23 protein-coding genes are annotated in these 23,200 nt (G+C 53.6%); 3 read left to right on the forward strand and 20 right to left on the reverse strand.

Features of this window, described 5'->3' with window-relative positions:
• Position 1: 1 nt before the first annotated feature.
• From gspI to H8L32_RS08000, 5 genes are all read right to left on the reverse strand, one after another.
• Positions 2-379 (reverse strand): type II secretion system minor pseudopilin GspI, encoded by a 378-nt coding sequence (gene gspI, locus H8L32_RS07980; RefSeq protein WP_186946624.1) that lies wholly within the window; start codon positions 377-379, stop codon positions 2-4.
• A gap of 1 nt (position 380) precedes the next feature.
• On the reverse strand, positions 381-845 hold the full coding sequence (gene gspH, locus H8L32_RS07985; protein ID WP_186946625.1) for a type II secretion system minor pseudopilin GspH: 465 nt from the start codon (positions 843-845) through the stop codon (positions 381-383).
• Between the two features lie 9 nt (positions 846-854).
• Positions 855-1,316 (reverse strand): type II secretion system major pseudopilin GspG, encoded by a 462-nt coding sequence (gene gspG / locus H8L32_RS07990; protein ID WP_186946626.1) that lies wholly within the window; start codon positions 1,314-1,316, stop codon positions 855-857.
• 263 nt (positions 1,317-1,579) lie between these two features.
• Entirely contained in the window at positions 1,580-3,838 is a 2,259-nt protein-coding gene (locus tag H8L32_RS07995) for a xanthine dehydrogenase family protein molybdopterin-binding subunit (protein WP_186946627.1), read from the reverse strand.
• 49 nt (positions 3,839-3,887) lie between these two features.
• Positions 3,888-4,082, reverse strand: a complete 195-nt coding sequence (locus H8L32_RS08000) for a DUF1289 domain-containing protein (protein WP_408058831.1) — start codon at positions 4,080-4,082, stop codon at positions 3,888-3,890.
• A 255-nt stretch (positions 4,083-4,337) separates the two neighbouring features.
• Between H8L32_RS08000 and elbB the strand changes: the two genes are divergently transcribed.
• Together elbB and H8L32_RS08010 are read left to right on the forward strand one after the other, a co-directional pair.
• Positions 4,338-4,988 (forward strand): isoprenoid biosynthesis glyoxalase ElbB, encoded by a 651-nt coding sequence (gene elbB, locus H8L32_RS08005; RefSeq protein WP_222619280.1) that lies wholly within the window; start codon positions 4,338-4,340, stop codon positions 4,986-4,988.
• 127 nt (positions 4,989-5,115) lie between these two features.
• The gene (locus tag H8L32_RS08010; protein ID WP_186946629.1) at positions 5,116-5,715 is read left to right on the forward strand and encodes a MarC family protein; all 600 of its coding nucleotides are present in this window, start codon (positions 5,116-5,118) and stop codon (positions 5,713-5,715) included.
• Between the two features lie 115 nt (positions 5,716-5,830).
• Here H8L32_RS08010 and H8L32_RS08015 read toward each other — a convergent pair whose 3' ends face one another.
• From H8L32_RS08015 to H8L32_RS08040, 6 genes are all read right to left on the reverse strand, one after another.
• Positions 5,831-7,081 (reverse strand): CaiB/BaiF CoA transferase family protein, encoded by a 1,251-nt coding sequence (locus H8L32_RS08015; RefSeq protein ID WP_186946630.1) that lies wholly within the window; start codon positions 7,079-7,081, stop codon positions 5,831-5,833.
• A 27-nt stretch (positions 7,082-7,108) separates the two neighbouring features.
• Positions 7,109-7,774 carry an HD domain-containing protein gene (locus H8L32_RS08020; RefSeq protein ID WP_186946631.1) on the reverse strand — a complete coding sequence of 222 codons (666 nt, stop codon included), beginning with the start codon at positions 7,772-7,774 and terminating at the stop codon, positions 7,109-7,111.
• Positions 7,775-7,785: 11 nt separating this feature from the next.
• On the reverse strand, positions 7,786-8,382 hold the full coding sequence (recR, locus tag H8L32_RS08025; protein ID WP_186946632.1) for a recombination mediator RecR: 597 nt from the start codon (positions 8,380-8,382) through the stop codon (positions 7,786-7,788).
• Between the two features lie 2 nt (positions 8,383-8,384).
• Positions 8,385-8,711 carry a YbaB/EbfC family nucleoid-associated protein gene (locus H8L32_RS08030; protein ID WP_110253135.1) on the reverse strand — a complete coding sequence of 109 codons (327 nt, stop codon included), beginning with the start codon at positions 8,709-8,711 and terminating at the stop codon, positions 8,385-8,387.
• Positions 8,712-8,790: 79 nt separating this feature from the next.
• Positions 8,791-11,181: a DNA polymerase III subunit gamma/tau gene (locus tag H8L32_RS08035; RefSeq protein WP_186946633.1), complete on the reverse strand. Its 2,391-nt coding sequence runs from the start codon at positions 11,179-11,181 to the stop codon at positions 8,791-8,793.
• A gap of 18 nt (positions 11,182-11,199) precedes the next feature.
• Positions 11,200-11,829: a TetR/AcrR family transcriptional regulator gene (locus H8L32_RS08040; protein ID WP_186946634.1), complete on the reverse strand. Its 630-nt coding sequence runs from the start codon at positions 11,827-11,829 to the stop codon at positions 11,200-11,202.
• A 102-nt stretch (positions 11,830-11,931) separates the two neighbouring features.
• On the opposite strand from H8L32_RS08040, the gene H8L32_RS08045 reads away from it, so the two are divergent.
• Positions 11,932-13,578 (forward strand): isovaleryl-CoA dehydrogenase, encoded by a 1,647-nt coding sequence (locus H8L32_RS08045; RefSeq protein WP_186946635.1) that lies wholly within the window; start codon positions 11,932-11,934, stop codon positions 13,576-13,578.
• A gap of 94 nt (positions 13,579-13,672) precedes the next feature.
• On the opposite strand, the gene H8L32_RS08050 is transcribed toward H8L32_RS08045, so the two are convergent.
• The 9 genes from H8L32_RS08050 to H8L32_RS08090 form a co-directional block, all read right to left on the reverse strand.
• Complete coding sequence (locus H8L32_RS08050; protein WP_186946636.1) at positions 13,673-14,848, reverse strand: acyl-CoA dehydrogenase; 1,176 nt, start codon at positions 14,846-14,848, stop codon at positions 13,673-13,675.
• A gap of 102 nt (positions 14,849-14,950) precedes the next feature.
• Positions 14,951-16,474 (reverse strand): 3-hydroxyacyl-CoA dehydrogenase, encoded by a 1,524-nt coding sequence (locus tag H8L32_RS08055; protein WP_186946637.1) that lies wholly within the window; start codon positions 16,472-16,474, stop codon positions 14,951-14,953.
• Between the two features lie 2 nt (positions 16,475-16,476).
• Positions 16,477-16,869, reverse strand: coding sequence for a RidA family protein (locus H8L32_RS08060; RefSeq protein ID WP_186946638.1), 393 nt, complete (start codon positions 16,867-16,869; stop codon positions 16,477-16,479).
• 94 nt (positions 16,870-16,963) lie between these two features.
• Positions 16,964-17,401, reverse strand: coding sequence for an acyl-CoA thioesterase (locus H8L32_RS08065; protein WP_186946639.1), 438 nt, complete (start codon positions 17,399-17,401; stop codon positions 16,964-16,966).
• Positions 17,398-18,579: an acyl-CoA dehydrogenase family protein gene (locus tag H8L32_RS08070; protein ID WP_186946804.1), complete on the reverse strand. Its 1,182-nt coding sequence runs from the start codon at positions 18,577-18,579 to the stop codon at positions 17,398-17,400. The genes H8L32_RS08065 and H8L32_RS08070 overlap by 4 nt, the downstream gene beginning before the upstream one ends.
• Before the next feature lie 14 nt (positions 18,580-18,593).
• Positions 18,594-19,448: an enoyl-CoA hydratase family protein gene (locus H8L32_RS08075; protein ID WP_186946640.1), complete on the reverse strand. Its 855-nt coding sequence runs from the start codon at positions 19,446-19,448 to the stop codon at positions 18,594-18,596.
• Positions 19,445-19,978 (reverse strand): MarR family winged helix-turn-helix transcriptional regulator, encoded by a 534-nt coding sequence (locus tag H8L32_RS08080; RefSeq protein WP_186946641.1) that lies wholly within the window; start codon positions 19,976-19,978, stop codon positions 19,445-19,447. Before H8L32_RS08080 ends, H8L32_RS08075 begins: the two co-directional genes overlap by 4 nt.
• A gap of 29 nt (positions 19,979-20,007) precedes the next feature.
• On the reverse strand, positions 20,008-20,790 hold the full coding sequence (locus H8L32_RS08085; RefSeq protein ID WP_408058832.1) for an SDR family NAD(P)-dependent oxidoreductase: 783 nt from the start codon (positions 20,788-20,790) through the stop codon (positions 20,008-20,010).
• Positions 20,791-20,792: 2 nt separating this feature from the next.
• The gene (locus H8L32_RS08090) at positions 20,793-23,186 is read right to left on the reverse strand and encodes a bifunctional salicylyl-CoA 5-hydroxylase/oxidoreductase (protein ID WP_186946643.1); all 2,394 of its coding nucleotides are present in this window, start codon (positions 23,184-23,186) and stop codon (positions 20,793-20,795) included.
• Positions 23,187-23,200: the final 14 nt, after the last annotated feature.

Here is a 23,200-nt window from a genome sequence, read left to right on the forward strand (position 1 = left end):
TCTACAACGCATTCGGCACCACCTGCGTCAGTTTGATGATGCGACGTTCGGGTTTGTCGGCTTCAAATACAAACACTTCGACCCGACGGAACGAGGGATTCGGAGTGGCGATTACATGCTCTTCACACATCAGGTGCAAATCACCCTGCGGGCAGGCAAAAGTGCGCTCGCCAAACTCTGGCCATTCATGTGCCAGGCGAATTTGCGCCAGCCGGTTTTCGGCTGACCAGGTCGCCATCATGGAACCACGCAGATTATTGCTGTTTTGCGTCAGGCTGCCGACTGCACGCAGGCTGGCCCCCAGCGCCGTGCCCACGATGACCAGCGCCACCAGCACTTCAAGCAGGGTAAAGCCGGATTGATTGGATGAATGCCGCATCTTATTCCACTGAAAAATGGCCAATGCCGTCAGCACGCACACTGACTTGCCTGTCCGCAGCTTTGATGGTCAGGATGAAAGGTTTATCCACTGGTTCACGCCCGAACATGATACGTATGGTAGATGCATCGGAAGACTGCGGCTGCAGCGACAATTGCACCGGTGCCAGCTGAAAAAAACGCTCGCGCAACATTTCATCCTTGATCGGTGACCAGATCCGGTCTTCGCGGACATAGAAACGGTATCCGGTTTGATCCACTTCAAAAGCCACCGGCAGATTACGTACGATGGCTTCATCGCGCGCCAATTGCAATAGCAGGGAAATACGCTTTGCATCACTTTCAAGGCGCTGCTGCGCACCCGGCATGGCGTTAATACTCACGGCCCCCAGAATGAGGCCGAAAATAACCAACACCACCAGCAACTCCAGCAGCGTGAAACCACGCTGCCTGCCCTTGTTTATCATGTAAGCGTCTTACAAATCCCAGGAACCGATATCGGCATCATCACCGGCACCGCCAGGCTGGCCGTCAGCGCCCAGAGAAAACACATCCACTTCACCGCGTATGCCTGGTGACAGGTATTGATATGGCTTGCCCCATGGATCATTCCGCAGTTTTTCTATATAACCGCCAGATTGCCAGGAATTGGCAGCCGGGCCGGAAGTCGGTTTTTCTATCAATGCCTGCAAACCCTGCTCTGTTGTCGGGTAGCGCTGGTTATGCAGGCGATACATTTTCAAAGCGCCCATGATGGTGGAAATATCCTGCTTGGCAGCAGTGACCCTCGCTTCATGGGTAAAACCTGTCAGCTTGGGCACCATGAATGCACCAAGAATGGCAATAATCGTCACCACCACCATGATCTCAATCAGCGTAAAGCCGCGTGAGGATGCAGAGGCAGGACGAACACGTGGAACTGCAAATGTATTGGACATAGCTAAAATCAATAAATAAAAACGTTCAAAACCGCCAGGGCACGACAAACGTCGTGCGCATGCAGTATAAATCCTGGAATCTGGATTACGACTGCTTTCTGTATCCAATCGTAACAGAAAGATCAGAGTAACTATTTCCTGGCTTAAAACCACTCAAAAACATCTATCTTACCCATCTTTAATGCAGTGTATGAGTGGCTATATCAGTGGATTATGCCTACACAAAGGGCAAGATACTACCACCAGTATATTTCAACTCAATTTCAACTCAATTTCAAGGGCAAACTGCGCAGGCGCTTGCCAGTCAGCTTGAATACGGCATTGGCTACCGCCGGGGCTATTGGCGGCACCCCGGGTTCACCGATGCCTTGCGGTGGTTCGGCGCTCTTGATGATCACGGTTTCCACTTCTGGCGCCTCATTGATACGCAAGACCGGATAATCACCAAAATTGGTCTGCACCACCTGCCCATCCCTGATCACAATTTCACCATACAATGCAGCGCTCAGGCCAAATACGACTGCGGATTCCATTTGCTGGGCAATGATATTCGGGTTGACGGCAATGCCGCAATCCAACGCGCATACGACCCGATGCACCCTGATCTGACCATCCTGCACCGATACCTCGGCAACCTGAGCAACGATGGTGCCAAAGGATTCATGCAGGGCCAGGCCATGCGCCCGGCCTGCCGGCACCTGCCCGGCCTTGCTGACAGCCGCGTCAAGTACAGCGAGGTGACGTGGATGGCGTACCAGCAAAGCGCGCCGGAAGGCTGCGCTGTCCTGCTTGGCGGCATGGGCCAGTTCATCGATAAAACTTTCCTTGAAAAAAGCATTGTGCGAATGACCGACCGAACGCCAGAAGCCTATCGGCACAGCACTGGGCACGATCACATGGGCAATGCGCTGATTCGGTATTTCATACGGCATGTCAAATTCGCCTTCGGCCGTTGTCTTGTCTGGTCCGGCACCGGCAAACCCGAAAGCACGCTTGAGAAACTGATGCGCAATCGCACCCGATGCCGACTTGTTGTCATACGCAATCAACTTGCCGGCACTGTCCAAACCTGCCCTGAAGCGTGCCAGTGCCGCCGGGCGATACATGTCATGACTGATGTCTTCTTCGCGACTCCATATCAGTTGCACTGGCAAACCCCTGGTTTCCATGGCGATGCGCACTGCCTGGGCAACCATATCGGCTTCCAGCCTGCGGCCAAAACCGCCCCCCAGGTAAGCCATATGCAAATTGATATAGTCAGATTTGATGTTCGCCACTTTGGCAGCAAGATCAACTGAAATGCCAGGCACCTGGGTCGATACCCAGATATCAACCTTGCTGTCGCTCACCTGAGCCGTGCAATTAATCGGCTCCATCGCTGCATGTGCCAGGAAAGGCGCGCGGTATTCGGCTTCCACTGTTTGCACCACGTTTTTTCCGGCCAGTGCTTCTGCGGCGTCGCCGGTCTGGTAATACGCGTGACCACTTTCCTTATCCAGCTGAGTGGCGAATTCCTTGAATATGCCTTCTGTGGAAAGTCTGGCGTTATCGCCTGGTTCCCAGACTATGGCCAGCGCGGCCATCGCCTGCTTCGCCTGCCAGTAAGATTTGGCAACCACGGCTACACCGGCCACCATATCCGGCATGGAAAAATCCACGACATGCATCACGCCTGGCATTTTCATGACGCTGGCGGCATCGAAATTTTTTACTTTTCCACCTATAACAGGACTTTGTCTGAGTGCGGCATACAGCATGCCCTCTGGCCGCGCATCAATACCGAAATGGGCACTGCCGTCAGCCTTGGCCAGTGCATCGGTACGCGGTTGTGACGTGCCTATCAGTTTGAAATCCCGGGGATGCTTCAATTGCACTTCGCCTGGCTGACTATGGACAGCATCTGCCGCCAAGTCAGCATAGGTGGCACGCTTGCCTGATGCATGAAGGACGGCACCATCAAGGGTGCTACATTCGGCAACAGCCACCTGCCATTTTTTGGCGGCAGCAGCAATCAGCATGGCACGCGCCGTAGCGCCAGCTTCGCGCATCGGCAGCCACGCATCCTTGACGCTGGATGAACCACCGGTCATTTGCACACCCAGTTCGCGCGCGAACTTCAGCGTGATCCAGTGGGCAACACGCTTCAGGCTACCTTGGTCATCCGGATGAAAAGGCAGGCCATCTGCAATCGCAGCCAGGTTGCCATAGATCTTGTCTGCCGGTACATACATGGGCTTTACCCGACTCAATGGCACATCCAGCTCTTCTGCCACCAGCATCTGCAAAGCAGTATGAATACCCTGCCCCATCTCGCTTCTGTGCATGGCTACATTGACGCTGCCGTCAGCGGCGATGCTGATCCAGCCATTCAGCGCTACCTCACCATCATGTACAGGTAAATCATGGGCTGCATTCAGGCGCTGGCGTGGTGGCAAGAAACCCCAGCCAACCAGCAAGGCGCCGGTTAGCCCAAGGCCACCAAGAATAAAGCGGCGACGTGATTTCTTTTTGGGTTGCGACATGCAGGTCTCCGTTATTTTTTTGAATTGACTGATACCAGCAAGGGCAAGCTCAGGTATTCCTGCGTGGATAACCTTCTGCCAGGATGCGGGTCCAGACAATTTCTTTTTGTTCAGGTGTCATAAACACCCACTCTGCCACTTCTGCCACCGTGCGGCCACAGCCACGGCACACATCATCAAACGTTGTTGAGCAAACGGCAACGCAGGGTGTGTCCGGGCGTTCTTTGCTATCTGTCTTTATCACTGTCATTATTGAAACGTTCCTGCACTTATTAAAGGATACTGCGGACAGAATATACACTGCATGCCAATAATAAGATGGGCGTTCGCTTTTTGCTGCATTTTTGCTGAGCAATAGTAATATAAATGCACCGAAAACCATTGGTACAGATACTCTATTTTCCACGTCAGGCCGGGTTTTGTTGACATGCGGCAGGCTTCGGCAGGAAAATTATGCTTCAGCCTTTAGTCATCCTAATCATCCTCAGGAAAGCTCATCATGAAAGTTGCCGTCATATTGTCAGGTTGTGGTGTTTACGATGGCGCTGAAATTCACGAAAGCGTGCTGACCATGCTGGCCCTGGTCAGGGCAGGCGCTGAGCCAGAATTTCTGGCACCGGATATTCCACAGTTGCATGTCGTCAATCATCTCACCGGCGAGGTCGCATCTGGCGAAAGCCGTAACGTACTGGTTGAATCTGCGCGCATAGCCCGCGGTAAAATCAAGGACATAGCACAAGCCAACGTGGGCGATTATGCAGCAGTGTTCTTTCCCGGTGGTTTTGGTGCAGCCAAAAACCTGTCTGACTTTGCCATCAAGGGGGCTGATTGCCAGATACAGGCAGACGTATTGCGTTTTGCCAAAGCCGTCGCCGCAGCAGGCAAACCGGCCTGTTATATCTGCATAGCTCCCGCCATGATCCCGCATGTATATGGTAGCGGAACCGCCGTCACCATAGGTACAGACGAAGCAACTGCAGCCGCCATCACGGCCATGGGCGGGCAGCATATCAGTTGCCCGGTCAAGGAATTTGTCATCGACAAAGATAGAAAACTGGTCAGCACACCAGCCTATATGCTGGCAGAGAATATTGCAGACGCTGCCACCGGCATTGAAGCCGCAGTCAAAGCCACGCTGGCACTGATTTAGTGCCTGGTTCGGCCGTCTTTCATCCACGATCTTTCACCGACTAGATTTCATCGGTCACCAGTTCAAAACTGGTACCACTACTTAAACCGAGTTTCCTGATTTATTTTTGCCTCACAACAAGGCCCGCATGACACAAGATTTTTTCCAATCACTGATTTTACTGGTACTGGTGACTGACCCGTTTGGCAATGTCCCGATTTTTGTCAGTGCCTTGTCGCATGTCGCGCCAGAAAGACGCTGGCGGGTTGTGGTACGGGAATGCGCAATTGCCTTTGCCCTGCTGTTGTTGTTCATGTTTTTTGGCAAACATTTCCTGACCGCGCTGCAACTGACAGAAGTGTCATTGCGCATAGGTGGTGGCGTGATTTTGTTCCTGATCGCCTTGCGCATGGTATTCCCGCAGGAAGGCGGGATTTTCGGTGATGTCGAAGATGGGCATGAACCCTTTATCGTCCCGCTGGCCATCCCTGCCCTGGCCGGACCTTCAGCATTGGCAACCGTGCTGCTGTTTTCATCCGACAGCAAGCAAGACATGATGGTGCATCTGGCCGCGCTGACTGCGGTTGCGGTTGTGTGGCTGATCGTCTTGCTGAGCGCCGAACGCATGCAAAGAGTACTGGGTGTGCGTGCCATGACGGCGTTTGAACGCCTGATGGGCTTGATACTGACGGCGATGTCGGTAGAAATGCTGCTTGCAGGGATCAGGGATTATCTGAAAACCCTGTAGCAAGTTTGTCTGCCAGCAGTGCTTTTGAATCAATGATTAAAGGTAAAGTAGCCGAGTAAAAACAGGGCCAGGGCAATCAGGAATTGTTTCAGGTTCTGGCGGTTCATTGTCTTCCTCATCCTATGATTTTATTGGCGCTCATGCTGGCGATATCAGCATCACTGTAACCCAGGCTACGCAAGATTTCCTGATTATGCTGCCCCAGGCGTGGGCCCAGCCATTGCGTCTGGCCTGGTGTAGCCGACATTTTTGGTGTAATGGCTGGCACCTTGACGGGTGTGCCATCTTCAAATGCATGTTGTTCAAACATCTGCCGCGCCAGAAACTGTGGATCACTCATCATGTCGCGTACAGAATATATCTTCCCTACCGGTACATCTGCCGCCTTGAGTATCTGCAAGGCAGCATCTATATCACGCTCCGAACACCAGTCCTGAATTGCAGTATCGATTTCTGCCGTACGCGGCACCCGCCCATCATTGCGCACCAGGCCTGGGTCATTCGCAAGATCGTGCCGGTCTATGGCTTTCATAAGCCGGTGGAAAATAGCATCGCCATTGCCTGCAATGACAATATTTTCACCTTCTGCCGTGGTATAGGTATTCGATGGCACGATACCTGGCAAGGCACCGCCAGTACGTTCGCGTACGACACCGGCATGATCAAATTCCGGCACCAAAGATTCCATCAGGTTGAATACGGATTCATACAGGGCAACGTCGACCATCTGCCCCTGGCCCGCCACACAGTCATCACCCTGCTTGCCATTCCAGCGACCACCACTGACATCGCGATGACGCAATGCCATCATGGCACCAATCACACCATGCAGCGCAGCAACCGAATCACCGATGGAAATACCAACCCGCACCGGTGGCCGGTCTGCATGACCGGACACATAGCGCAAGCCACCCATCGATTCACCAATAGCACCGAAACCTGGCAAATCCTTCATCGGGCCGGTTTGTCCATAACCGGATAGGCGCACCATGATGGTGGCCGGATTGATGGCCTTCAAATCCTCGTAACCCAGCTCCCATTTCTCCAGCACACCGGGACGGTAATTTTCGATGATGATGTCAGCTTCGAGCGCCAGTTTTCTAGCGATTTCACGCGCCTCTGGCTGCTTCATGTTGAGGGTGATGCTCTTTTTATTCCTTGCCTGCACGCTCCACCACAGCGAGGTTCCGTCTTTCAGGACGCGCCACTGACGCAGGGGATCACCACCATCCGGTGCTTCCACCTTGATCACTTCAGCCCCGAATTCAGCCAGCATGCGTGAACAAAAGGGCCCGGCAATCAGTGTGCCCAGCTCCAGAACCTTGATCCCCGCCAGGGGGCCATGTGTATTTGCCTGTGGTTTCATGATTGCAAGTTCATCTCTTGACATCCCTTAAAAAAAGGTGAGTTTCTTGGTTTCCCAGAGCAGATTGGCACGCGCCTGTGCATCAAAACGACTTGCCATGGTGGCAGTAAAGAACAGTTTTTCACGTTCGGCAAAACGTTTCAGTACCTTGACCCGGCCAGTCCGGTACATAGGTGCCATCACCCAGCGATATTCATGGCGTATGGCCTGGCTGTATTGCTGGTAGATATCCGGTGTAGCGCCAAGTATGGCGATATCAAGATCGAGAAAAAGTGGCAGATCATGCGCCTGGTTTTTAAACTGTGGCACTTCATGCCTGGCCGTTGCCAGAATACATTGCTGCACTTTAGGTATGACAAGCACATCAATTTCAAGACGACTTAATATTTCACCGGTCAGCTCAGCGCTCTTGAGTTCATTATTGCTGGCACGGGTATCGTAGATAATGTCATGAAACCAGATCGCCAGCGCAACAACGGCAAAATCACGTATCTCTGCCTTCATCTTGTCTGCATGCTGCAGCAAAGCCTGGATATGAGAAAAATTATGGTAACTGCGATGGGGTTCGGAATAATGCTTGTCCAGCAAGCCCCAGGCTTTTTCAGCCTGACCAGGGCTACCGGCCAGGCTCTGGATCAGGTCCAGCCATTGCTGCCGTAACTGCTTCTTTTGCTCAGTGGAGATCAGGAACATGGCAGCTACCGTCAGGTTGTCCGACGATCCAGCATGGCACGCGCGATAGTGCCCGCATCGACATATTCGAGCTCGCCGCCGACTGGTACGCCACGCGCCAGGCGACTGACCTGCAAACCACGGGCCTTGAGATTTTCACTGATGTAGTGGGCTGTCGCCTCACCTTCATTGGTGAAATTGGTGGCCAGCACGACTTCCCTGACGACACCGTCAGTTGCCCGGGCAATCAGCTTTTCCAGGTGTATGTCTTTCGGCCCTATGCCATCCAGCGGCGACAGGCGCCCCATCAGGACAAAATACAGGCCCTTGTAAGTCAGTGTCTGCTCTATCATCATCTGATCAGATGGCGTTTCGACCACGCACAGCATGCTGGCATCGCGCACTGTATCCAGGCAGGTTTCACAGACTTCACTTTCTGTGAAGGTATTGCAGGATGCGCAATGCTGTATGCGTTCCACTGCATGCGTCAGCGCCTGCCCAAGCACGGCCGCACCTTCGCGGTCATGCTGCAGCAAGTGGTAAGCCATGCGCTGGGCAGACTTTGGCCCTACGCCGGGCAAACGGCGCAAAGCCTCAGACAAGGCATCCAGACTACCGATTTTCTTCACACTCAGAACGGCATTTTGAAGCCAGGTGGCAAAGGCATGCCAGCGGTCAGCGCAGACATTTTTTCTTGCGATGTTGCTTCTGCCTTGCGCACGGCATCATTAAAGGCAGCAGCGACCAGATCTTCCAGCATGTCCTTGTCATCGCCCAGCAGTGACGGGTCTATCGTGACACGCTTGACATCGTTTTTGCAGGTCATGACAACCTTCACCAGACCCGCACCAGCCTGGCCTTCCACTTCCACCAGACCCAGCTGATCCTGGGCTTTTTTCATGTTGTCCTGCATGGCCTGGGCTTGTTTCATCAAACCGGCAAGTTGATTTTTCATCATAAGAATTTCTCCGAAGATATTGTAGTTAAATAAGTATCAAATAAGTGTCCAGATAAGCTGTTCGCTGCATGAAACCGGATTAAACCGGCCTGACGCTACCTGTGACGATGGTGGCACCAAATTCGCGCATCAATGTCTGCACGAAAGAGTCGCCTTGTATGGAAGCTTCGGCCTGTTGCTGACGCACTTCGCGTTCAGCCACAGCCTGGGCATTGGCAGTTTGTTCAACTGCACCGATTTCCGTTTCAACGCGGATATTTTTTTCAAACCGCTCTGTCAGGGCAGCAGTAAGCTTGTCCAGGCTACCTGACGACAACAAGGTCGGCAATGGAACCCGCAGGCGGAACACATGGGCGTTGCCATCCTGCCTGCAACTGACCAGTTCACTTTGCTGCGCCAACTGCTGCGCTACGCCGCGCATGGGCAGGCTGGCCGCCAGATTTGGCCAGAAACCATCCCAGTTCAATTCTGGCACAGGCAGGTTGGAAATCTGCCGGTCTGCCACGATAGCACCGAGCGCTTCAGGTTTGGTCGCAGCGATTTCCGGTTTTGCTTTCTCTGCCGGTCTGACATCATCCTGCCTGCTGCTTATGCTGCTACTGCCATTTCCATTATTGCTACTGACGGCCAGCATGCCTTCATCTTCTTGTCTGGCGGCAGGCATGGCAGACCGCGACGCAGCACTGCCTGCGCCCCTACCTGCATCCATGGGCTTGGCCGGTGCCGACTCAAAGAACATTTCTTCATCCCAGGGCGGCGGCATGTCGTCCATGCCTGCAGATTGTGCATCCTGCTCGGCGATCATGGGGGCTGGTGCGGATACCGGTGTTCTGGCTATGGGTGAAGCTGGCTGAGCTGGCGCAGGTGTTGCCGATACCGCTGCCGCTACGACATCAGGCACTGGCATGGCTGGTGCTGGTGGCGGTGCAACTACGGCGGCAGGCATGACTGGTGCCGGGATTGGTTTTGCGACCGGAGCCGGTGCGGGAGCCTTATCAGCAACGATTGTGGGTGCAGGTGCAGGTCTGGCACCTGGCGTCGCCTGTTTACCGCTGGCCGCGCGGGCTGCTGCCAGTGCCGCCAGTACCGGACTTTGACGTACGCCAGTGGCTGGTGCTGCCGGGGTAGCTGCTACCGGTGTTGCTGTCTGCACTGCTGGCACACTGGCTGCTGCGGCCTGTGGCGTGGCAACAGGTGTCCTGCCTGCAATCGATGTCGCTGCTGGTGCGGCTGATACTGTTGGTGCCGCCGGTGCCGGTGTTGCCGTCATGCCGACAGGAGCTGACCCGCCTGCAAGAACAGCGCGACCTGCCCCGGCATTCGATGGCAATGCCTGTGGGGCAGACGGCCTGCCACCTGCTGGTGGAATCGCATCCTGTTCACCCGTTGTCGGCTTGAATGCCAGCATGCGCAACAAGGTCATGCTGAAACCGGCATATTCATCCGGTGCCAGTGCCAGCTCATTGCGGCCATGTACGGCAATCTGGTAAAACAACTGAATTTCTTCTTTGGCAAAACACTGTGCCAGACGCAAGACTTGCTCACGCTCAGGAATATCATCGGCTACCGCTGCAGGTACCAGTTGCGCAATGGCAATCTGGTGCAGCAAGCTACCAAGGTCTTGCAGTGCGGCTTTGTAAGACAGGCTGCGGGCAGCCATTTCATCTGCCACATCCAGCAAGGCCTTGCCATCTTGCGCGACGAGGCCATCAAGCAGACGAATCAGATACGATTGATCCAGCGCGCCCAGCATGCCCTGGACGGCATCCAGAGTCACCTTGCCGGCAGCATAGGCAATTGCCTGATCCGTCAGTGACAGGGCATCACGCATGGAACCATGGGCGCCTTGAGCCAGCAGGCGCAAGGCAGGCAATTCAAATTCGATCTGCTCCTGCCCCAGAATATTGTCCAGATGACCCACTATATGGCCAGGTGGCATTTGCTTGAGATTGAACTGCAGGCAACGCGACAGGACCGTGACCGGGATTTTTTGCGGATCTGTTGTTGCCAGTATGAATTTGACGTGTTCAGGCGGTTCTTCCAGCGTCTTCAACATGGCGTTGAAAGCATGGTTGGTCAGCATGTGCACCTCGTCGATCATATACACTTTAAAACGTGCATTCGACGGGGCATAAATGGCCTGTTCCAGCAGCGAGGCCATTTCATCAACACCGCGATTGGACGCGGCATCCATTTCTATATAGTCAACAAAGCGACCGGCATCAATTGCCGTACAGGCCTCGCAGACACCGCAAGGATGGGCAGTAATACCCGTCTCGCAGTTAAAGGATTTGGCCAGTATGCGCGACAAGGTCGTTTTGCCGACACCGCGTGTACCTGTGAATAAATAGGCGTGATGCAGCCGCTGCTGCTCAAGCGCATGAGATAAGGCACGAACCACGTGCTCCTGCCCAACCAGCGTTTCAAAGCTCTTTGGGCGATATTTTCGGGCGAGGACTTGATAGGACATCTTGCGATTTTACCTTATTCAGGCTGACTGACCACTGATTTGCAGATATCCAAGCACCAAGTTTTTCATATGCAGGCGAAAATCAGCATCCTGCAGGCTTTGCGGGGACAACATCAGGGTCTGATACAGCACACCGTAAATGGCTGCATGCACCACTTCCGGACTGACCCTCACATATCTGGCGCGGTCACTACTGGCAGCAAAAGCCTGCTCCCAGATCGCCACGACCTGACCATACAAGACGCTGTAAGCCTGGATGTCGGATATTTGCCGCTCCAGAAAAATCAGGGCTGACCACTCATCGGTTTTTTCTGCATGCAGTTGTATGATTTTTTCTATCATGAACTGCACCAGGTCCGGCAAACTCTGGCCGCGTTGTGAATCTATCCACAAGCGCATTTGCGTACCTATGCTTTTGAAGCGTTCATGGATGCAATGTGCTGCTATGGATTTTTTCCCGGGGAAATATTCATACAACGTACCCAGCCCTACCCCTGCCACCAGGGCGATATCGCGCATGGTCAGGTCAGCATAGCTTTTTTCAACCAAAAGCCGAACAAAGGCATCCAGAATCGCCAATTGCGTCATTCTTGACCGTTGCTGAACCGGCTTGCGCCTTAATTTCAATGGGCTGGCAGTCTCTGTCATCTGTTTTTATCTACCGCCAGGCGGCATGTTGGGAAAGGCGAACATCTGAACGCAAGCATCACGCTAAACTATAAGTAAATTCAATTGCGGAACGAGGCGACCATGCAATGGCAAACCCATGAAATCAGCAACCAGGCTCCAGACCTGCAAGACTACAATATTTTCTCTAGTGATGAGGTTCTAATGACAGGCAGTTGTCATTATCAGGCCGACTGGAATCAAGCTGCGCTGCTGGAAGCCGGGCAAGAGCTGGGTAGCCGTGAAGTACTGGAACTGGGCGCGCTGGCAAATACCCACCTGCCAGAACTGCATACGCATGACCGCCATGGCAAACGCATAGACCGCGTTGATTTCCACCCAAGCTGGCACCAGTTGCTGGGCTTGTTGCGCAAACAGGGTCTGCATGCCAACCCCTGGCACACGCCTCGCCCAGGGGCCCATGTTGCCAGAGCCGCCGGTTATTTTATGCAGGCGCAGGTGGAATCCGGCTCGCTATGCCCAACCACCATGACCTTTGCGTCCATACCCGTACTGCAAAATGAAGCACGTCTGTTCACTGATCTGAAAGACAAGTTGTACTCGAATGAACATGATGCCCGTGATTTGCCGCTTGCCGACAAGACATCCATGCTGATAGGCATGGGCATGACAGAAAAACAGGGGGGCTCGGACGTACGCACCAATACCAGCAAGGCAAGCGCAAGCGGTGCTGGCGGCCGTGGCGGCGAATATGTCATTACTGGTCACAAATGGTTCTTTTCTGCTCCCATGTGCGATGCCCATCTGGTGCTGGCAGGTACCGAAGCTGGCTTGTCCTGCTTTTTTGTACCACGCTGGAGGCCAGATGGCAGCAAGAATGCCGTCATCGTGCAAAGATTAAAGGATAAACTGGGCAATAAATCCAATTCCAGCAGCGAAGTTGAATTTCAGGATGCCTACGGCGTCATGGTCGGCAATGAAGGCCGAGGCATCCCCACCATCATAGAAATGGCGAACCTGACCCGTCTTGATTGCGTAATAGGCAGTGCCGCGCTGATGCGCCAGGCTCTGGTGCAGGCCATACATCATGCACGCCATCGCCATGCCTTTGGCAAGAAACTGGTCGAACAGACACTGATGCGCAATGTACTGGCCGATATGGCGCTGGAAAGTGAAGCCGCCACCCGTCTGATGTTGCACCTGGCAGCAACGCTGGACAATGCTGACGACCCGCTGCAACGCGCCTGGCGGCGCATAGTAACGCCTGCTGCCAAATTCTGGGTCTGCAAACGCGCACTGGAATTTACCGGTGAATGCATGGAAGTCTGGGGCGGCAATGGCTACGTGGAAAGCGGCCCCATGGCCCGTCTGTATCGCGAGGCACCGGTCAATTCCATCTGGGAAGGTTCAGGCAATGTGATGTGCCTCGACGTACTGCGCGCCATGGAGCGCGACCCATTGGGCGCGCAAATGCTGCTGCAACAATGGGCAGCCTCACCAGCACAGGAAGTACGGCAGATGACACAGGACTTGCAGGTCGATTTACAGTTACCCGCAGAATTGAAAGAGATGAGCGCTCGCCGCATTGCGCAGAAACTGGTACTGACAGCCCAGGCTTTTCTCATGTGTGAACATGCAAAAACCGATGTTGCAGAGGCTTTCCTGCATAGTCGCACCGATGCAGGCAACGGAAGGATTTACGGCAGCCTGTCTGCGAGTATTGATGGCGCTTTGCAAGCACGCATTATTACGCAGTCTTTTTTGATGTAGTACCCGTCTCCATCCATCAGCAGGAACATGGCTGGCATTTCAGAAGGCATGCCAGCCATGTAAACCATATCACCCACAGGATGAATGGGCCAATCTAGAAAGCAGCAATCCCTGTCTGGGCACGACCCAGTATCAGGGCGTGGATATCATGCGTACCTTCATAGGTATTGACCACTTCCAGGTTCACCAGATGACGGGCGATGCCGAATTCATCAGAGATACCGTTACCGCCCAGCATATCGCGCGCGGTACGGGCGATGTCCAGTGATTTACCGCAGGAATTACGCTTCATGATGGACGTGATTTCCACCGCAGCCGTGCCTTCATCCTTCATGCGCCCCAGGCGCAGGCAACCTTGCAGGGCCAGCGTGATTTCAGTCTGCATGTCAGCCAGTTTTTTCTGTACCAGTTGATTGGCTGCCAGCGGGCGTCCAAATTGCAGGCGGTCCATGGTGTACTGACGTGCGGTATGCCAGCAGAATTCTGCCGCACCCAAAGCACCCCAGGCGATACCGTAACGGGCAGAATTCAGACAGGTGAACGGGCCTTTCAAACCTTCCACGTTTGGCATCAGGTTTTCTTCAGGTACGAAAACTTCATCCATGACGATTTCACCGGTAATGGAAGCACGCAAGCCGACCTTGCCATGTATCGCCGGTGCCGTCAGGCCTTTCCAGCCTTTTTCCAGGATAAAGCCACGGATACGGCCATCATCTGTTTTTGCCCAGACCACGAAGACATCAGCGATAGGACTATTGGTAATCCACATCTTGGCACCGCTCAGGGAATAACCACCCGGCACAGTCCTGGCACGGGTCACCATGCTGCCAGGGTCAGAACCGTGGTTAGGTTCAGTCAGGCCAAAGCAGCCTATCCATTCACCCGTTGCCAGCTTGGGCAGGTATTTCTGTTTTTGTGCTTCGCTGCCGAATTCGTTAATAGGCACCATGACCAGGGAGCTTTGCACGCTCATCATGGAACGATAACCGGAATCCACACGTTCCACTTCACGTGCCACCAGGCCGTAGCAGACATAGTTCAGACCAGCGCCACCATATTGTGTGGGGATCATGGAACCCAAAAGGCCCAGCTCACCCATTTCGCGAAAAATGGCGGGATCTGTTTTCTCATGACGGAAAGCTTCCAGTACGCGCGGCGTCAGCTTTTCTTCACAATAAACGCGTGCGGCATCCTGCACCATGCGTTCTTCATCGCTTAACTGTGAAGACAATAACAAGGGATCTTCCCAACTAAATACAGCCTTGGCCATCTGTTTCTCCTGATTGTATGAATTACTTTATTTACCTGCCATCACGCCCCCCCTGCCCACTATGTTGGCTATATTGGCGGGTATCAGACATGCATGCTGATATTAATTTGCTGTGTGTTTTTCTGTATGCAACAGCGACAAACCCAACTGCGCACGGCGCACCAGCCATGGGCTGGGGCGGTAGCGCGGATCGCCTGTACTGCTCAACAGATTGCGCAAAACGCTTAGTATACGCGAAGCGCCCAGTTTATCACCCCAGGCCAGCGGCCCGACCGGATAAGCCAGCCCCAAAGTGACGGCCCTGTCCAGATCCTGCGGCGTACATATCCCCTGCTGCACGATATCGCTGGCAATATTGATGATGCAAGCCAGCATGCGCTGCACGACAAAACCACTGCTATCCTGTATCAGGCTGACACCCTGGCCGCTACGCAACAGCAATGACTGGCAACGTGCAGCAATGAGCGCATCGGTAGCCGGGTTGGTCATCAGGGTCAGGTGTCCTTCACAGGCCAGCAAGGCATCAATACCCAAGGTGCGGCGGGCATCCAGACCTTCACTGGCGACACTGCTACTGACATCTGCGCCATATGGGCTGACGATGCACAAGGCCGTGTCCGAAGGATGCGCACCTGTTTCAATACTTGCGCCGCAACGTTCAAACAGCGCAATCAATGCAGGAATTGCATCCGGATTGGCCTGACTGATCCAGACTGCATCAGTCCAGGCTGGATAATTTTCTGCCGGGGCCGGCACGTCGTCCTGCCCGCTATAGGAATAAAATCCACGCCCGGTTTTTCGTCCCAGCACCCCTGCGTGTACGCGCTGTGCGGTGATGACACTGGGGCGATAGCGTGGCTCTTCATAATACTGGTGATAAATTGCTTCCATCACCGGATGCGATACATCCAGCCCAGTCAGGTCCAGCAATTCAAACGGCCCCAGCTTGAAGCCGGCAGTTTCGCGCATGATCTGGTCGATCTGACGGAAAGTAGCGACATTTTCCTGCAATATGCGCAGGGCTTCAGTGCCATAAGCACGACCTGCGTGATTGACGATAAAGCCCGGCGTATCCTTGGCACGCACTGGTAAATGCCCGGTGCGACTGGCAAATGCCATCAACTGCGCAGCAACATCAGCACTGGTCAGCAAGCCATCAATAACCTCCACTACTTTCATCAGCGGTACAGGATTGAAGAAATGCAGCCCGGCCACGCGCTCCGGTATTTTGCTGCCAGCCGCAATCGCGGTTACAGATAGCGACGACGTATTTGTCGCCAGTATGCAGACATCGCTGACGATGCCGTCCAGTTGCTGGAACAGGCCACGCTTGGCGTCGAGCTTTTCGACTATGGCTTCCACGACCAGATCGCAATCAGCCAGTTCCTGCATACCGTCCACGACTTGCAGGTTTTCCAGTGCATCCTGGTATTCTTCTTCGGTGAGTTTTTCCTTGTTCAGCATTTTTTGCCATTGATCAGCAATCAACTGGCTGGCTTTACGGGCAGCATCTGGCTGCACGTCGAACAAAAGAACGGCAAAGCCAGCCTGGGCTGCGATCTGGGCAATACCACGTCCCATCGCACCTGCACCGACGATACCAACTACACCTATGCTTGTTTTCATATTCACTCCGGCACGATGGCGGTGACTTCTATCTCAACCTTCGCCCTGTCTTCGATCAGGGCGGCTACCTGTACCGCGGTCATGGCCGGAAAATGACGACCTATGATATCGCGGTACGCTTCTCCTACTTCCTTGTAGGCACCGACATATTCTTTTTTATCCAACACATACCAGGTCATGCGGACTATGTGTTCGGGGTCGGCATCTGCCTCGGCCAGCACCTCAACAATATTCTGTAAAGCCTGCCTGACCTGGGTGGCAAAGTCATCAGAATGAAACACGCATTGCGCATCCCAGCCCACCATACCACTGACACACACTGTGCGACCACGGGCAACAACACCATTCGAATAGCCACGAGGCTTGGCCCAACCCTGAGGTTGCAAAATATCCATCATCCATCCTTTCGACTATGACTTTTCATGTCTTTCAACACAAAAAGTCTGTTATTTATATCTCAAACGAGGTTTGTTTGCTTAGTTTTTCTGCTTAAGCAGACGCAAGCTTTTCATCTTTGGCTGCACAATAATGCAACATGGCAGCACGCAATTCATCCGGTATCACCATCGCCTCACGCAAGCTCAGATCCATCATGACCAGAACCAGGCGGGCTTTCAGGCGCACATCGTGCTGCTGGCCACAAAAGCATACTTGTATCTCTACCGAGGTATTACCCAGCTTCAGCACAGTCAATTCGGCCAGTAAAGTTTCGCCAAGCTGTGCTGGCCTGATGAAATCTGTTTCCAGGTGTACCGTTGGCAAACCTGTGCCACGTACCATATGCATTTCATGGAAACTGCAGCCCAGTCCTTGCGCGCACCAGTCTTCCACCACGCCATTCATCATCTCAAAATAGCGCGGATAAAACACGATACCCGCCGGGTCGCAATGCGCAAAACGTATGGGCAATTCAGCTTCAAAAATCATGTTGAGGCAAACTCTTTGAGCAATTCACGGCCTATGATCAGTTGTTGCACTTCCGTCGCCCCTTCATAAATACGCAGGGACCGGATTTCACGATACAGACGCTCTACCGGCACTTCACTGACGACACCCAGGCCGCCAAACATCTGCACCGCTGCATCTATCACTTGCTGCGCACCTTCTGTCGCAGTCAGTTTTGCCATGGCGGCTTCTTTGGTGACCTTCCGCCCTTGGTCTCTTTGCCAGGCTGCACGGTAAATCAACAGGGCTGAGCTGTCTATCGTAGTAGCCATTTGCGCCAGCTTGGCCTGTGTCAATTGAAAATCAGCCAGGGTCTGGCCAAACATTTTGCGTGTCGTTACTCTGTGCATGGCTTCATCCATGGCGCGGCGGGCAAAGCCAAGTGCAGCACCAGCCACAGACGTGCGGAAGATATCCAGCGTCGCCATCGCTACCTTGAAACCCTGCCCTGCCTCACCCAGACGCTGCGTAACCGCGATACGACAATTAGTGAACTTCAGACGTGCCAGCGGATGCGGGGCTATCACATCGATACGTTCAGCAATTTCAAAGCCAGGCAAGCCAGCATCGACGATAAAGGCAGTTATGCCACGTGCCCCCGGTGCTTCGCCAGTGCGGGCAAACAATACATAGAAGTCAGCAATGCCACCATTGGAAATCCAGGTTTTCTCCCCATTCAAGACATAGTGCCCCCCGTTTGCATCAGCGACAAATTCTGCCGCGCATTGCATGGCTGCGACATCCGAGCCAGCTTCTGGCTCAGACAGGGCAAAGGCAGCAATCGCTTCGCCTTTGGCTACCTTGGTCAAATAGTTTTGCTTTTGCGCTTCCGTCCCATGCAGGCTGATTGCACCTGATCCCAGGCCCTGCATGGCAAAGGCAAAATCTGCCAGGCCGGAATGACGGGCCAGGGTTTCGCGTATCAGGCAAATGGCGCGGGTATCGATCACATCAGCATTGCCGCCATAAGCGCTACCACCTATGGCATTTTTGAGCCAGCCAGCGGCGCCCAGTTGCTTGACAAGATCGCGGCAAGTCTGATCGACATCAGCGGCATGGTGATCAGGCAGGTTTTCTGCAGACCAGGCATCCAGCGTGCGTTGCAGCTCACGGTGTTTATCATCAAAGAAGGGCCAGTCCAGGTAGCTGGTGTCATGCATCATATGTGTCATGTTCAATCCCCTTCAAAAACCGGCTTTTGTTTGGCAACGAAGGCATGGTAGGCACGATGAAAATCGTTAGTCATCATGCAGATCGCCTGAGCCTGTGCTTCTGCTTCTATGGCTTCATCGACACCCATATTCCATTCCTGTTGCAGCATTTTCTTGGTCATGCCGTGCGCAAAATTGGGGCCTTCGGCCAGATTTTTTGCATAGGCCTGCGCTTCTGCCAGCAAATCTTCCGGTCCCGCAAGGCGATTAAAGAAACCCCAGCGTTCTGCTTCTTCGCCCGACATGGAGCGTCCGGTATACAACAAATCCGAAGCACGCCCCTGCCCTATGATGCGTGGCAAAATGGAGCAGGCACCCATGTCGCAACCTGCCAGACCAACGCGGGTGAACAGGAAGGCAGTCTTGCTACGTGTTGTGCCTATGCGAATATCAGAGGCCAGCGCCAGGATGGCACCAGCGCCAGCGCAGACGCCATCAATCGCCGCAATAATCGGCTGCGGGCAGGCACGCATGGCTTTGACGAGATCACCCGTCATGCGGGTAAAGCTCAACAAGCCCGGCATATCGAGTTTGGTCAGCGGGCCGATGATTTCATGCACATCGCCACCAGAACAAAAATTCTCTCCCGCGCCGGTAATCACGATGGCCTTGACATCATCGCCATACGACAAAGTGCGGAACAAATCGCGCAACTCTGCATAAGAATCAAAGGTCAGCGGGTTTTTGCGTTCTGGCCGGTTCAGGGTAATGGTGGCAACGCCAGCATTGACGGCATAAGTAAAATGCTGAGCCGCATAGTTTGCCAGTTGCTGGCGATTGCCAGGCAAGTCCTGCGGTTGTCCGGGTAGGTATTTCATGTGGATTCTTCCTGCAAAGGTTTGTTGTCCAGGCCACTATCAGTACCCGGCTCATGCAAATGAGTTTTCACTTGCGACAATAATTCAAATAATTTACTTTTCTGCTCTGCCTGCAAGCCAGAAAACATATCGGCTATCCATGCTTCATGGACAGCAGCCATACGTTTGAAGGCACGTCGACCAGCGGGTGTCAGCTTGACGCTGTAAGCACGCCTGTCTTTGAGATCGGCGACACGGGTCACCAGTTTTTCCTGTTCCAGTTGATCGGTAATGCCGGTGATATTGCCACCCGTGACCATCATGCGCTTGGACAGTTCACCCATGCGCAAACCTTCGGGATGCCGTTCCAGTTGCGCCATCAGATCAAAGCGCGGCAAAGTGATGCCAAATTCGCTACGCAAGCGACTGCGGATTTCACCTTCTATCATCACAGTGCAAGACAGCATGCGTAACCACAGGCGCAAGGACTGATGGTCATCTTGCGTCAGACGGGTTTCCATGTCGAATACGGGGTTACTGTCTTCTTTCATACTTAATTTTGTCTGCTCTTCAGGTTTCATCACATGACTTCGCCACCGGCTACGGCAATAGACTGCCCATTCATTGCTGATGCACCATCCATACATAGCCACAACACGGCATCTGCGACTTCTTGCGGTTGCACCAGGCGTTTTTGTGGATTGCCAGCGGCCAGTTCAGCTTTCGCCTGTTCTTCTGTCCGACCGGTTTTGGCAACGATATTGGCAACAGCTTCTTTAACGATATCGGTTTCAGTATAGCCGGGGCAAACCGCATTCACGGTCACGCCTTTGGCTGCAACTTCGAGCGCTACTGCGCGCGTCAAACCTATGACGCCATGCTTGGCAGCACAATAGGCAGAGACATAGGCATAACCCTTTAGCCCTGCGGTACTGACCACATTGACGATACGTCCCCAGCCCGCTTCCAGCATCGCAGGCAAAGCCTGTTGCATGCAAATGAAGCTGCCATTCAGGTTCACATCCAGCATGTTTTGCCACAATTTGGCGTCGGTTTTCAGGAAAGAAGCGGAACTGGCTTGCCCTGCATTATTGATAAGGATGTCGATGCGACCATCCCTGCCCTGCGATAGTTGAAAAGCTGCCTGCACTGATTCCACATCGCTGACATCCATGACTACATACTGCACTTTGGCATTAGACAGGGAGGTCACAGCGCGTTGCAGAGTCGCTTCACTGCGACCTGCCAGTGTCACTGTCGCACCTTCGCTGAGCAAGGCTTGTGCTATCGCCAGGCCTATTCCTTTGCCACCACCGGTGATCAGCGCATGCCTGCCTTGCAATTTATCCTGATGCACAGTCATGCTCATCCTTCCAGCAATTTGGCGGCAACTTGTTGTGGCGTCAGGCCAGCGCTGGCTGCGGCGACTTGTCGATCACGTTCGAGATTGCGTTCCAGCTGCATTTTTCCGGCGACATATTGCCTGGGCCAGGGCATATCATTGAAACCCAGTTTGGCTGCTTCATGCAAAGTCCAGGCAGGGTCGGCCAGGTGTGGCCTGGCGATGGCGCACAAATCAGCACGGCCAGCGGCGATGATGCTGTTTGCATGATCCGCTTCAAAAATCGCACCAACGGCGATGGTGGGTATCTGTACTTCATTACGGATGCGGTCAGCAAACGGCGTCTGGAACATGCGGCCATAGACAGGTTTTTCCTGCTTGCTGACCTGGCCGGATGAACAATCTATCATGTCTGCACCTGCGGTCTTAAACAGGCGAGCAATGGCAACTGCATCATCCGGCGCAATACCGCCCTCTACCCAATCATGCGCAGAAATACGCACGGAAATCGGTTTATCCACAGGCCAGACAGCACGTATGGCGGCAAACACTTCCAGCGGATAACGACAACGGTTTTCCAGCGAACCACCGTATTCATCTTCGCGCTGATTGGTCAGTGGCGAAATGAAGCTTGATAGCAAGTAACCATGAGCGCAATGCAGTTCCAGCCAGTCAAAGCCTGCTTCTGCTGCTGCCCTGGTCGACTGGACAAAATCATCTTTTATGCGCTGCATGTCTGCCGCTGTGACAGCACGCGCAACTTGCGAAATGCCAGGCAGGTATTGCTGTTCAGACGCTGACACCAGCGGCCAGTTGCCTTCTTTCAATGGCTGATCTGTTCCTTCCCAGGCCACGCAGGTGGAACCCTTGGCTCCGGCATGGCCGAGCTGCACGGCAATCTTTGCATCAGTATTGGCATGAACGAAATCGACGACGCGTTTCCAGGCTTGCGTATGCTCAGGTGCATACAGGCCGGGGCAAGCTGGCGTGATACGGGCATCGGCAGAGACACAGGTCATCTCGGCAAACACCAGGCCCGCACCGCCCATGGCGCGGCTACCCAAGTGCACGAGATGATAATCACCGGCTACGCCATCTACCGCAGAGTATTGCGCCATGGGTGAGACGACTATGCGATTTTTCAACACCACATCGCGAAGCTTGTAGGGCGTCAGCATGGGTGGGATCGCTGTTTTTGTTTTGGGCACAGGCAAGCCAGCTTTGACATAAGCCTGCTCAGCTATCCAGTGTTCAAAACTGCGTACATAGGCAGCATCCCTTACCCGCAGGTTTTCATGCGACAGACGCTGGCTGCGCGTCAGCATGGAATAGGCAAACTGCGGCGCTTCCATGGCGGTATAGCGCTGGACGTTTTCAAACCATTCCATGGAATTGCGGGCAGCACTTTGTATCTTCAAGACTTCTATGGAACGCAAATCCTGATAGGCTTCCAGCACGGCATCCATGCCTTGCTCGCCATGCTTCTCGAAACTGCGTGCCAGTTCTATGGCATCTTCCAATGCCAGCTTGGTGCCTGAGCCTATGGAGAAATGGGCAGTATGGGCAGCGTCGCCCATCAAAACTACAGGCACACGCTTATTATTTAGTTGATTCCAGTGCACCCAGTTCTTGCAGATAATGCGCGGGAACTTGATCCAGTTGGCAGAGCCGCGCAAATGCGTAGCATTTGACATCAGGACATTGCCATCCAGATATTTGGCGAACAGTTTTTCACAAAAAGCGATGGCTCCTTCCTGGCTCATTTTATCTATGCCAGCCTTGATCCATGTCTCTTCCGGTGTCTCGACGATAAAGGTCGCGGTATCACCATCATATTGATAGGCATGTGCCTGGAACCAGCCATGCTCGGTTTCTTCAAAGGCAAAGGTAAAAGCCGAGAACAGCTTTTTGGTACCCAGCCAGACGAAACGGCATTTGCGGGTATCAATATCAGGTTGATAGCTTTGCTCGTAACGGGTACGCACGCGGCTATTCAGGCCGTCGCAAGCAATAACCAGATCAGCATCATATTCCAGCGCCAGTGCCTGATCGTCTGTCACATCCGTTTCAAAGACCAGCTTGACATCCAGTTCTTCACAACGCTCTTGCAAAATATTCAGCAAACGCTTGCGACCTATGCCGCAAAACCCGTGGCCACCAGAGGTAACAACCTGCCCCTTGAAATGGGTATCAATATCATCCCAGTGATTAAAAGACTGCAAGATGGAACGGGCTGTCTGCTCATCGGCATTCACCAGGTTACCCAGGGTCTGGTCAGAAAATACCACGCCCCAGCCAAAGGTATCGTAAGCGCGATTGCGTTCGACGATGGTAATCTGGTGCGCCGGGTTGTTCTTTTTCATCAGCAGGCTGAAGTACAGGCCAGCCGGACCACCACCTATGCATAGGATGTTCATTAAATTACCTTGAA

The sequence above is a fragment of the Undibacterium hunanense genome (genome assembly GCF_014284335.1).
Classification (GTDB): domain Bacteria; phylum Pseudomonadota; class Gammaproteobacteria; order Burkholderiales; family Burkholderiaceae_D; genus Undibacterium; species Undibacterium hunanense.

What these genes read in the sequence shown, in the direction of transcription:
- gspH (WP_186946625.1), bottom strand. Translation starts at nt 845, where the DNA reads ATGATAAACAAGGGCAGGCAGCGTGGTTTCACGCTGCTGGAGTTGCTG.
- H8L32_RS08050 (WP_186946636.1), bottom strand. Translation starts at nt 14,848, where the DNA reads ATGGCCAAGGCTGTATTTAGTTGGGAAGATCCCTTGTTATTGTCTTCA.
- H8L32_RS08065 (WP_186946639.1), bottom strand. Translation starts at nt 17,401, where the DNA reads ATGATTTTTGAAGCTGAATTGCCCATACGTTTTGCGCATTGCGACCCG.
- gspG (WP_186946626.1), bottom strand. Translation starts at nt 1,316, where the DNA reads ATGTCCAATACATTTGCAGTTCCACGTGTTCGTCCTGCCTCTGCATCC.
- H8L32_RS08020 (WP_186946631.1), bottom strand. Translation starts at nt 7,774, where the DNA reads ATGTTCCTGATCTCCACTGAGCAAAAGAAGCAGTTACGGCAGCAATGG.
- H8L32_RS08055 (WP_186946637.1), bottom strand. Translation starts at nt 16,474, where the DNA reads ATGAAAACAAGCATAGGTGTAGTTGGTATCGTCGGTGCAGGTGCGATG.
- H8L32_RS08035 (WP_186946633.1), bottom strand. Translation starts at nt 11,181, where the DNA reads ATGTCCTATCAAGTCCTCGCCCGAAAATATCGCCCAAAGAGCTTTGAA.
- H8L32_RS08075 (WP_186946640.1), bottom strand. Translation starts at nt 19,448, where the DNA reads ATGAAATACCTACCCGGACAACCGCAGGACTTGCCTGGCAATCGCCAG.
- gspI (WP_186946624.1), bottom strand. Translation starts at nt 379, where the DNA reads ATGCGGCATTCATCCAATCAATCCGGCTTTACCCTGCTTGAAGTGCTG.
- H8L32_RS08085 (WP_408058832.1), bottom strand. Translation starts at nt 20,790, where the DNA reads ATGACTGTGCATCAGGATAAATTGCAAGGCAGGCATGCGCTGATCACC.
- H8L32_RS08015 (WP_186946630.1), bottom strand. Translation starts at nt 7,081, where the DNA reads ATGAAACCACAGGCAAATACACATGGCCCCCTGGCGGGGATCAAGGTT.
- H8L32_RS08030 (WP_110253135.1), bottom strand. Translation starts at nt 8,711, where the DNA reads ATGATGAAAAATCAACTTGCCGGTTTGATGAAACAAGCCCAGGCCATG.
- H8L32_RS08010 (WP_186946629.1), top strand. Translation starts at nt 5,116, where the DNA reads ATGACACAAGATTTTTTCCAATCACTGATTTTACTGGTACTGGTGACT.
- H8L32_RS08060 (WP_186946638.1), bottom strand. Translation starts at nt 16,869, where the DNA reads ATGGATATTTTGCAACCTCAGGGTTGGGCCAAGCCTCGTGGCTATTCG.
- H8L32_RS08080 (WP_186946641.1), bottom strand. Translation starts at nt 19,978, where the DNA reads ATGAAAGAAGACAGTAACCCCGTATTCGACATGGAAACCCGTCTGACG.
- H8L32_RS08070 (WP_186946804.1), bottom strand. Translation starts at nt 18,579, where the DNA reads ATGCATGACACCAGCTACCTGGACTGGCCCTTCTTTGATGATAAACAC.
- elbB (WP_222619280.1), top strand. Translation starts at nt 4,338, where the DNA reads ATGAAAGTTGCCGTCATATTGTCAGGTTGTGGTGTTTACGATGGCGCT.
- H8L32_RS07995 (WP_186946627.1), bottom strand. Translation starts at nt 3,838, where the DNA reads ATGTCGCAACCCAAAAAGAAATCACGTCGCCGCTTTATTCTTGGTGGC.
- H8L32_RS08045 (WP_186946635.1), top strand. Translation starts at nt 11,932, where the DNA reads ATGCAATGGCAAACCCATGAAATCAGCAACCAGGCTCCAGACCTGCAA.
- H8L32_RS08090 (WP_186946643.1), bottom strand. Translation starts at nt 23,186, where the DNA reads ATGAACATCCTATGCATAGGTGGTGGTCCGGCTGGCCTGTACTTCAGC.
- H8L32_RS08040 (WP_186946634.1), bottom strand. Translation starts at nt 11,829, where the DNA reads ATGACAGAGACTGCCAGCCCATTGAAATTAAGGCGCAAGCCGGTTCAG.